This is a genomic window from Ruminococcus flavefaciens, from assembly GCF_900116855.1.
Taxonomy (GTDB): Bacteria; Bacillota; Clostridia; order Oscillospirales; family Ruminococcaceae; genus Ruminococcus; species Ruminococcus flavefaciens_R.
In genome coordinates this window covers 84,218-94,759 of the sequence record NZ_UETD01000006.1, presented here as the reverse complement: position 1 = coordinate 94,759, position 10,542 = coordinate 84,218, and the positions used below count along the sequence as shown (strand labels likewise).

Here is a 10,542-nt window from a genome sequence, read left to right as displayed (position 1 = left end):
AGATGGATAAGGATCAGATCAAAAGCATTCTGTTTTCAAATATTGCAGATATAATGGACATGGACGAGAGCGAGATAGATGTTCAGGAGAGCCTTCGCGATCTCGGAGCAAATTCTGTTGACAGAATGGAGATAATTGTTGAGACGATGAGAAAGATCGGCGTAAAGATCAATATGCTTGAGTTTGCTAACATAAAGAATATTCAGGAAATGGTGGATTTCTTATATGAGAGATCAGAAAAGTAACCGATCTGTTCTCATAACAGGAATGGGATCGCTGAATTCGGTTTCAAGAAATGTTGAAGGCTTCAGAGAAGCCTTGTATAACGGCAGATGCGGAATAGCAAAGTCCTCTGAAGGAAATGAACAGATATCATTCGGAGGCTTTATAAAAGATCTGGACTTCAGAGGACAGACAGACAGCCTTGCTGTTTCGGATGAACTGAAGAAAAAGGCTTTATCGCTGGGAAGGCGAGCACCTGATGGGATAAAGTATTCGATACTTACTTCTCTTGAGGCATGGGCACAAGCAGGCATGGAGGGGAGAGAGTGCGACAATACCAGGATAGGAATTGTTCTTGCAGGTTCAAATCTTTCCGTTAACGAGCAGTTCAGAGTTGCTTCGGAATACTCAGATCAGCCTGAATTCATCTCTCCGTCCTATGCTTTCCAGTTTATGGACACATATCATATAGGTGTCATAAGCGAGCTCCTTTCTGTTAAGGGTGTCGGTTTTTCTGTGGGAAGTGCTTCTGCAAGCGGCAATTCTGCTATAATACAGGGATATAACCTTGTGAAAAACGGAAGCTGTGATATCTGCCTTGTGGTCGGTACAGCAGCGGATCTTTCGTACATAGAAAAACACGCATTTGCAAATCTTGGGGCTCTTGGCGGAAAGGATGCTTCGATCCCGCCAGAATCTGTTTATCGTCCTTTTGATAGGAAGCATGACGGTTTTATTTACGGACAGGGGGCAGGATGTATTATCCTTGAGTCGTCTGATACAGCGGAAAAAACTAAAGCTCTGGCTGAGCTTTCAGGGGGATGCATAGTTCTTGACGGCAATCATGGCCCCGAATGTAATCCCGATGGGGAAGCAAGAGCAATGAGAGCTGCAATTGAGATGGCAGGTATAGAGTGCGGAGATATTGATTATATAAACGCTCATGGAACGGGTTCTCCGCTTGGGGATGAAAGTGAAGTCAGGGCTATCAGAGAAGTGTTCGGCAGTCATGCTGCTAATATCAGGATAAACTCAACGAAGAGCATTATCGGCCACTGCCTTTTTTCAGCAGGGGTGTGCGAATGTATAAGTACAGTTATACAGATGACAAATAGTTTTGTTCATCCAAATATCAATCTGAACGCTCCCATAGATGAAGGGCTGAATCTTGTAAAGGGAATGTCATCTGAGCACAGTATCAGATATGCACTCAGCAATTCCTTTGGGTTCAGCGGATTCAATACATCTATAGTGCTGAAAGCACTTGAGGGATAATTCTGAAAGGAGGTATCCTGCATCTGTAGCAGGATAAAAGAGAATGAGAGTCGGAATCGAAGCGATTAATTTTTACGGCGGCGGCGCATATATAAAAGTAAGCGATATTTTTGAAGGAAGAGATCTTGATAAAAGCCGTTTTTCAAATCTTCTCATTGATAAGAAGTCTGTAGCTTTACCATGTGAGGACCCTGTAACTCACGGAGTAAATGCTGCCAAACCTATCATAGATAATCTTTCCGAGGAAGAAAAAAACAAGATCGAGCTTGTAATAACTTCCAGTGAATCAGGTATAGATTTCGGAAAGTCGATGAGCACATATATTCATGACTATCTCGGACTGAGCAATAAGTGCAGATTGTTTGAGGTAAAACAAGCGTGCTATGCGGGGACAGCCGCCTTTAAGATGGCAAGTGCATTCATTGCCTCAAATGTATCTCATGATGCAAAGGCACTGGTCATATCCTCCGACGTTTCAAGAGAGGCTGCAAGAGGCTCATATGCCGAGCCCTCTCAGGCAACGGGAGCGATCGCAATGCTCATAAGCTCACATCCTCATGTGCTGGAGCTGGATCAGGGGGCATACGGTATCTACGGCCGTGAGATCATGGACACTTGCCGTCCGCGTCCCGAACTTGAAACAGGCGATGCTGATCTGTCTTTGCTGGCATATCTTGACTGCCTTGAAAACTGTTATAATGCATACACAGAGAAGATCAGGGGCGTCGATATTCTTGATACCTTCGGGTATATGGTGTTCCATGCTCCTTTCGGAGGTATGGTGAAGGGCGCTCATCGAAAGCTCATGAGAGAGCATACTAATCTGTCAAAGGACGAGATAGAGAGAGATTTCGATAAAAGAGTTCTTCCTTCTCTTTACTATTGCAAAGAGGTAGGAAATGTATATGCTGCAACAGTGTATCTTGCACTGTGCGGCCTTATAGATTCTGAGGATATAAGGGCAAAAAAACGTATAAGTATGTATTCTTACGGTTCGGGAAGCTCCGCTGAGTTTTACAGCGGTATAATATCCCCTGATTCAAAGGCTGCACTTGCAAAGATGGATATCAAGGGTGAGCTTGATAAAAGGTACGTTCTTGATATGCAGGAGTATGATAATATACTCAATGAGAATATGAAGCATATGTTCGGAGTTCAGAACTACAGGTTCGAGACCTCAAATTATCAGAAGGTATATGACCATTTTTTCAAGGACAGAGGTCTTTTGGTGCTTGACAGTATTTCTGATTTTCACAGAACATATCGTTGGAGTTGATCTGAAATGGATTACAGGAATATCTTAGTCAGCAATATATATGGCGGGATCAAGATCGTCATCAACCGTCCACAGCAGAAGAACAGTCTTTCAATGGATCTGGTGAAGGAGCTGAGAGGAGCTATAGAGGCTACACTGGACGATAAAGATGTGAAAGTTATAATCATTACGGGTATCAATGACAAATTCTGTACGGGAATGGATTTCAATCAATGCGTTTCCGGAGAGCATGGCTCTGATTTTACAGTATACTATATGGAGCTTCTGAAGCTGATCTCGACGGTGTCAAAGGTAGTTGTCTCGGAAGTCAACGGAGAGGTAATGGCAGGCGGTATGGGACTTGTTGCTGCAAGCGATCTGGCAGTTGCCGTGCCGGAGGCAAGATTCAGCTTATCCGAAGCCATTTGGGGAATTATCCCTGCAATGGTAGCACCTTACCTCATAAGAAAATCAGGCTTCAGTCAAGCATATCGTATGTCTCTGACAGCTCTCCCCATAACAGCAGATCAGGCATTGCAGCACGGCATAGTTGACGCTGTCGGCAGCAATACCGAAAGAGAGACAAGGACTCTTTTGTCAAGAATTTACAGGATGGATTGCTCAACTATTGAGCGGATAAAGAGCTATTACAGAAAGATATGGATAATAGATGACGATATGGAGAAACTGGCTGCAAGAGAGAGCGCAGATGTTATACTGAGTGATAAAGTACAGAAGAATATCTATAATTTCATCAATTATAAGAAGTTCCCCTGGGATGAATAAACGGGTGTAAACGCTATTGATTCGTAAAAAGGATGGAAAAGTTTTTATGGAGACTATGAATCGTAAGAAGGTACTGGAATTAATAAAACAGAAGAGCATTTCGGCTGAGCAGGGACTCGAATTGATAAAGCTTATGGAGAATGACAGCAGGAAGAATGACAGTGTTGACATAGCTGTTATAGGTATTGCGTGCAGACTTCCCGGTGCCAATGATCCTGACAGCTTTTGGTCTAACCTTAAAAACGGTGTTTGCAGCGTTAAGGATATATCAGCCGACAGGTTTACCGAAGATATAGATGGTATTTACTGCAAAAAAGCAGGAATGCTGGACAGTATCAATAAATTTGATCCTCTGTTTTTTTCCATTTCTCCAAAGGAAGCGGAGATCATGGATCCCCAGCAGCGTATATTCCTCGAAGAATGCTGGAAGCTTTTTGAGGATGCAGGCTATTCGCCTGCTGAGCTCAGAGGCAGCAGATGCGGAGTGTTTGCAGGAGCGGTTTCGGGTGACTATCTAAGTGTATTGAAGGACGCTGAGCTGGAAAACGAAGGAGATGCTCTCCTTGGTATGGCACCGTCTATTTTAGCGTCCAGGATAGCGTATTATCTTGATCTCAAGGGACCGAGCATATCTGTGGAAACAGCCTGTTCTTCAAGCCTTTCTGCATTGCATATGGCATGCATGAATATCCGTGAGGGTACCTGTGATATGGCTATAGCCGGAGGCATATCCCTTTTCCCTGATACAGGTCTGTTAAGACGCGCCTGCAATCTGAATATGTTGTCGCCTTCCGGCGTGTGCAGTCCCTTTGACAATAGTGCTGACGGAACTGTCCTCAGCGAAGGTGCAGCTCTGGTACTGCTCAAACCTGTTGATAAGGCTTTAAGAGATAAGGATCATATCTACGGAGTCATAAAGGGAATAAGCATAAATCAGGACGGCAAGACAAATGGTATTACAGCTCCGAGTATCTCATCTCAAAGCGAGCTTGAAAAGAGCGTGTACAGAAAATATGGTATAGATCCGGAAAGGATCATATACATTGAGGCGCACGGGACGGGAACAGAACTTGGTGATCCCATAGAAATAAAGGCGCTCTCCGAAGCATTCAGGGAGTTTACCGACAGAAAGAATTACTGTGCAGTGGGCTCTGTAAAGTCCAATATAGGTCATTGTACGATCGCATCGGGCGTGGCAGGTCTTATCAAGCTGCTATTATGTATGAAAAACGGTGAGATACCTGCGACTCTGAATTACACTTCCCCCAATGAGCATATAGATTTTGAAGGCAGTCCTTTTTATGTGGCTGATAAAAAACAGAAGATCGAAGCGGGAAAAGGCAAAAGCTATCTTATGGCACTGAGTGCATTCGGATTCAGCGGAACTAATTGCCATCTTGTAGTCGAAAATCATAGTGAGGAACACAGTGCATCTGATGATATAAGATCGCTTATCCTGCTGTCAGGCAGAAAAAAGAAGCAGTTGAGAGCAAGGATAGACAGTCTGAGAGAATTCATCAGGAATAATATGCAGGAATTAAGACTCCAGGACATCTCTTATACTCTTGCTATGGGAAGAGAGCATATGGCAGTGCGCTATGGCTTCTGGTGCAGCAGTATCGGAGAACTGCTGGAAAAACTCGGCTGCATCGCAGATGAAGAGTTCTGTGATATTAATTCTGCCGGAAAAGTTACAGTGTCAGAGGATGAGACAATTAAAGAATTCTATTCGGTAAAAGAACCTGATTTCGGCAAATTGTTTGAGAGCAGGGAATGCTTTAGGATATCTTTGCCGACTTATGAGTTTGAGGAAAACGTGTACTGGCCGAAAAGAAAAGAAGCATCACAGCCTGTTGGCGAAAAAGCCTCTGTAACGGTAAGAAGATCATCGACTGATAGTAAGGATATGATTTCTTCGGCAATAATGAATGCATTAAAGAAGGTCCTCAGGGTATCAGATGATGATATTTTCGGAGATATCCCATTTGCGGAATACGGAATGGATTCCATAACTGTCATTGACATTATAAACAGTATCAATTCCGAACTTGGTATCGAACTGCCCAAGACAGCGCTTTTCAATTATTCCACACTGAATGTACTTACAGAACATATCAGCGAAAAGTTTGTCATAGACAATGACACTGTATCAAAGTCTGATGAGCTCACGGCAGAGAATGTTACGGATGATGAGAATGACGAGATAGCGGTTATAGGTATATCACTGAATTTCCCTGATGCTCCCGATCACCGGATATTCTGGGAAAATCTCAGAAGCGGCAGAAACTCTGTAAGAGATGTTACCAGATGGAAGGAAGAGGATTACTATTCTTCTGATAACAGGAAGAATACGAGCTACAGCAAGTGGGGAGCCCTTATTGACGACATATCATTGTTTGACGAGGCGTTTTTCCATGTCACTCCCAAGGAAGCCGAGGAGATGGATCCGCAGCAGAGATTGTTCCTGATGGAAGCATACAATGCCTTTGTTGATGCAGGATACCGCTCGGATGAGCTTTACGGCTCGGATTGCGGAGTTTTTGTAGGCTGCGGAAGCAGTGAATACGGTACTGCCATCGGAAGCAAGGCGGACAAGCATAATGCACATTTCTTTTTGGGAAATATTTCTTCAGTGCTTGCTGCAAGGATATCATATTTCCTAAATCTCAGGGGTGTGAATATTGCTGTTGATACAGCATGCTCTTCTTCACTTGTTGCCATAGATATGGCTTGTGAGAGCCTTAGGAACCATAAATGCTCCATTGCTCTGGCAGGCGGAGTATATCTTATCCCGTCCTCGGATTTCTATGTGAGTACAAGCAATGCAAAAATGCTTTCTCCAACAGGAAAATGCCATACCTTTGATAACAGTGCAGACGGTTTCGTACCCGGAGAAGGCGCGGCTGCTGTTATACTGAAGCCTTTGAAGCAGGCGATAAAGGATAAAGACGATATATACGCTGTTATATGCGGCAGCGGCTGCAATTATGACGGCAAGACTAACGGTATAACCTCTCCCAGCGGACCGTCTCAGTCCGAGCTTGTCAGGGACGTATATTCCGCATACGGAATAACTCCTGACAGGATAGGCTATGTGGAAGCACATGGAAGCGGTACAAAATTAGGGGATCCTATCGAGGTAGATGCCCTTTCCGAGGTGTTCGGAAAGTATTCAGATGAAAAGCAGTTCTGTGCAATAGGTTCCGTAAAAACCAATATCGGACATTTATTGTCTGCTTCCGGCATAGCAGGATTTATAAAAGCAGTCCTTTGTGTGAAGAACTCGCTTTACGTTCCTTCACTTAACTTTGAACAGGCGAATGAAAATATAGACTTTGCCAACAGCCCGTTTTATGTCAACACCGAAACACGGCCGTGGAGGTCAGATGACAGGCTTGCTGCTGTCAGTGCTTTTGGTGTAAGCGGTACAAATGCCCATGTTGTTATAAGAGACCACAAGGACAGCAGAAGTCCTTCGCCCGTAAAGAAGCACTATCTGTTTGTTTTTTCGGCTAAGACAAAGGCTTCTTTGGAAAAGGCTCTTGGACAGATGGTGATATGGCTCGAAGACAATAAGGAAGTCTCCCCGTTTGAAGTGTCTGCGTCGCTGATAGGATGCAGAGATCAGCACTGTTTCAGAAAGGCATTTGCAGCAGACGGTATAAGTGGTCTTACAGCTCAGCTCAAAAGCTTTTTGTCTGATATCGGCAGAGAGTATCACGTTATAAAAAGAAAGAGGGAAACCGTTGATATTACGGAGTTGTACCTCAATAACGCAGATGTAACATCTGAAACGGTTCAGGAACTTGCAGATGATTTTGAAAATGGTACGGATCTGACGATCGCAAAAGAGTTTAATAAGATATCAATGCCTGCATATCAGTTCGATTTGAAGCCGTTCTGGAGCGGCGAGAAAAAACAGCCTGTGCATTTCTACGGAAAGCAGTTTACAGAGACGCCTTACAATGGCGGAAATACCATAAAAGGTTCTCATAACTGTCTTGTTATATCGAACAGCCGCATTTCTGATAGTGTATCAGAGTATTTCCACAGTAAAAACGGATATACTACAGTTGATGTCTGCGATCTTTCACGCATGGCAGGTCTAATTGATATGTCAGCGTATGATACGGTCATAGACCTTGCTGATATAGAGAGTAATGAGAACGGGAACTGTGCAGACAGGTTAGAGTTCCTGAAAAGCTTCATTGCAGGAAATAAAAAGAAGACAGTTTATGTTTTCCATTTTACCACGGGACTGTTTCCCTTTGACAATGAGAAAGTATCAGCTGATGGTGCAGAACTGACTGGCGTTTATAAGCTTCTTGGAGCTGAGTGCCGAAGAAGTATTATCAAAACAGTGGATACTGATGTTTTTGATATCAGCAGTATAACAGAGATCGCAGCTTTTGAAATGGAAAATGATACGGAAGTGACAGAGGTATGCTACCGAAGAAACAAAAGATTCATTCCTACGGTGTCAGAACTGGTGCTTTCGTCGGAAAAGGCTGTGTTCCGTAAGAGCGGAACATATATCATAACAGGTGCCGCAGGAGACATAGGAATTCAGATCATAAAGCATCTGATCAGCAGAGGCGTAAGGAATATAGCTGCATTTATTCACAGCAGGGATATTCCTGTCGAGATCATGGTATACGCAGCGAAAAATGATACTAAAATAGATCAATACCGTGTTGACCTGTCTGACAGCAGAGCTGTTGCTGATACCGTAAGTAATATCCGGTGCAGAAGCCATGTGAATGGAGTTATCCATTGTGCGGGCTGCGTTGGCAGCAGCACTCCGTCTTTTTTACAGAAAAGTGTATCAGACTTTGAAAAGACCTTCGCTCCCAAAATATCAGGAACGAGAAATCTCTACAATGCACTGAGAGATGCAGAGCTCGATTTCTTTGTAATGTTTTCGTCGGTTTCAGCGTTTATTCCAGAGCTTGGAGCAGGTGTGATGGATTATGCTTCGGCGAATGCTTTTTCCGAGTATTTTGCGGAGTATATCGCAGCAAGTTTCAATGGTGTACACGCTGTGTTCTGGCCTGTATGGTCAGATACCGCAATGGGAGCTCTCAAGACGTCAAAGTTTTACGATATGGGCTTCAGAAGCATATCCTATGATGAGGGACTGGATATTCTGGACAGGGTGATAGCGTCAGATGCGACTGTTGTTCTTCCTGTTCTTGGTGATGACTTCGATATGCAGAAAGCATTCAGTGTAAGTCCGCGTCAGCTTGCTTCAGAGATATCCGAAGCAAGGAAAGAAAAGAGCTGCGGCACCTGTGACAGCCTTGAAAAAACTGTTATGGAAGCCATTTCAGCTGAAACCGGAATGGAAAATATAGACTATGATGACGATTTTTACGATCTGGGTATTGATTCCATCATTATGATAGATGTAATGCAGGTCTTGGAGGAAAAACTGGACATAGTTATGGATCCTGCTGCATTTGTTGATTATCCTTCAATAAGGAAAATGAGCGATTACATCAGAAATAATTTTGAAGTCGGGACTCAGCCGGCTGAGCAGGATATTTCGTTTGAAACAGTAAGAGAGGATATACGTTCATCTGTAACAAGCGGAGATGATCAGGCGGATAAGAAGAAAAAGATCGCTGTGATCGGCATGGCGTGTCATTTCCCGAAATCTGAGAACATTCAGGGCTTCTGGGAAAAAATCGTTAATGGTATAGACTGTATTTCCGAGATACCTTCGTCAAGATGGGACTGGAGAGAGTATTATTCCGACAGCCATTGTAAGGGTAAGACGATCAGCAGATGGGGCGGATTTATAGATAATATAGAACTGTTTGATCCCGGATTTTTCAATATTTCCGAGAATGATGCAATATATCTTGATCCGTTGGTAAGACAGTTCCTTGAAGTGACTGCGGAGACCTTTGATGACGCAGGTTACACCCGTGAAGAGATAGCAGGCAGGAAAATAAGTGTTATCGCAGGTGCTCGCTCGGGTCCTTTCAGTGAGAAATATCATACTGATTCGGCACATTCTATTACCGGGATGGGACAGAATTTCATAGTTGCTCACGTTGCACAGTTTCTTGATCTTAAAGGTCCGGCATTTACAGTTGATTCAGCCTGCTCTTCATCTCTTATGAGTATACATCTCGGATGCAGGAGCATATTGAACGGAGAGGCGGAGATGGCTGTTGTCGGAGGTACAGAGATACTTCTGGACGAAAAGCCGTATATTCTGCTGAGCAGTGCAAAAGCGCTGTCTCCCGACGGAAAGTGCTATACCTTCGATGAGCGTGCAAACGGTTTTGTTCCCGGTGAGGGCTGCGGTGCGGTGCTGCTGAAGGAATATGAAAGTGCTGTCCGTGACGGAGATAAGATATATGCCGTTATCGAGGCTTCGGCGGCAAATAATGACGGAAAGACCATGGGCATAACGACACCTAATCTTAAAGCGCAGAAGGAAATAATACTGACTGCACTTGACAGGGCTGACATAGACCCTTCTACCATCAGCTATGTGGAGACTCACGGTACGGGAACAATGATCGGTGATCCTATTGAACTCAAGGCACTGTCAGAGGTATATTCCTCGTTCTGTGATAAAAAGAGATATTGTGCTGTAGGCAGTGTAAAGACCAATATAGGACATCTGATGAGTGCAGCGGGTGTTTCGGGGCTTATTAAGACAGCACTGGCAATACATAATCGTATCATACCTCCGACACTTAACTGCATTACTCCCAATCCGCGTTTCAGGTTTGACGATTCACCGTTCTATGTTGCAGATAAGGCTGAAAAGTGGGATTCTGACAGAAGAGCGGCTATAAGCTCATTCGGATTTGGCGGCACAAATGTACACATGATCCTTAGCAGTGCTCCTGATGGATATATCCCGAGAAGATGTGCCCTTAGGCAAATAGCTTATAATAAGAAGAGATACTGGCCTGAACAGGGAAGAATTGAACACAGCCCTGCTGATAGGATGCTCAGAATACATAAAGTTTATTAAAAGGTGA

Annotated in this window: 5 protein-coding genes; all 5 read left to right on the top strand. The window is 43.9% G+C overall.

The annotated features are described in order from the left end of the window. Positions 1–2: 2 nt before the first annotated feature. Genes DSZ37_RS07405 through DSZ37_RS07385 form a run of 5 tightly spaced genes read left to right on the top strand, consistent with a single transcriptional unit; the run spans position 3 to position 10,535 of the window. Entirely contained in the window at positions 3–245 is a 243-nt protein-coding gene (locus DSZ37_RS07405; RefSeq protein ID WP_022495055.1) for a phosphopantetheine-binding protein, read from the top strand. Next, entirely contained in the window at positions 226–1,497 is a 1,272-nt protein-coding gene (locus tag DSZ37_RS07400; RefSeq protein ID WP_109726284.1) for a beta-ketoacyl synthase N-terminal-like domain-containing protein, read from the top strand. Before DSZ37_RS07405 ends, DSZ37_RS07400 begins: the two co-directional genes overlap by 20 nt. Positions 1,498–1,540: 43 nt before the next feature. Further along, on the top strand, positions 1,541–2,773 hold the full coding sequence (locus DSZ37_RS07395; RefSeq protein ID WP_109726283.1) for a hydroxymethylglutaryl-CoA synthase family protein: 1,233 nt from the start codon (positions 1,541–1,543) through the stop codon (positions 2,771–2,773). A gap of 6 nt (positions 2,774–2,779) precedes the next feature. Then, complete coding sequence (locus DSZ37_RS07390) at positions 2,780–3,538, top strand: enoyl-CoA hydratase-related protein (protein ID WP_022495056.1); 759 nt, start codon at positions 2,780–2,782, stop codon at positions 3,536–3,538. Positions 3,539–3,584: 46 nt separating this feature from the next. Next, positions 3,585–10,535: an SDR family NAD(P)-dependent oxidoreductase gene (locus tag DSZ37_RS07385; RefSeq protein ID WP_109726282.1), complete on the top strand. Its 6,951-nt coding sequence runs from the start codon at positions 3,585–3,587 to the stop codon at positions 10,533–10,535. Positions 10,536–10,542: the final 7 nt, after the last annotated feature.

Bases quoted from the DNA above. Each gene is read 5' to 3' on its own strand.
- DSZ37_RS07405 (WP_022495055.1), top strand. From the start codon at position 3: ATGGATAAGGATCAGATCAAAAGCATTCTGTTTTCAAATATTGCAGAT.
- DSZ37_RS07400 (WP_109726284.1), top strand. From the start codon at position 226: ATGAGAGATCAGAAAAGTAACCGATCTGTTCTCATAACAGGAATGGGA.
- DSZ37_RS07395 (WP_109726283.1), top strand. From the start codon at position 1,541: ATGAGAGTCGGAATCGAAGCGATTAATTTTTACGGCGGCGGCGCATAT.
- DSZ37_RS07390 (WP_022495056.1), top strand. From the start codon at position 2,780: ATGGATTACAGGAATATCTTAGTCAGCAATATATATGGCGGGATCAAG.
- DSZ37_RS07385 (WP_109726282.1), top strand. From the start codon at position 3,585: ATGGAGACTATGAATCGTAAGAAGGTACTGGAATTAATAAAACAGAAG.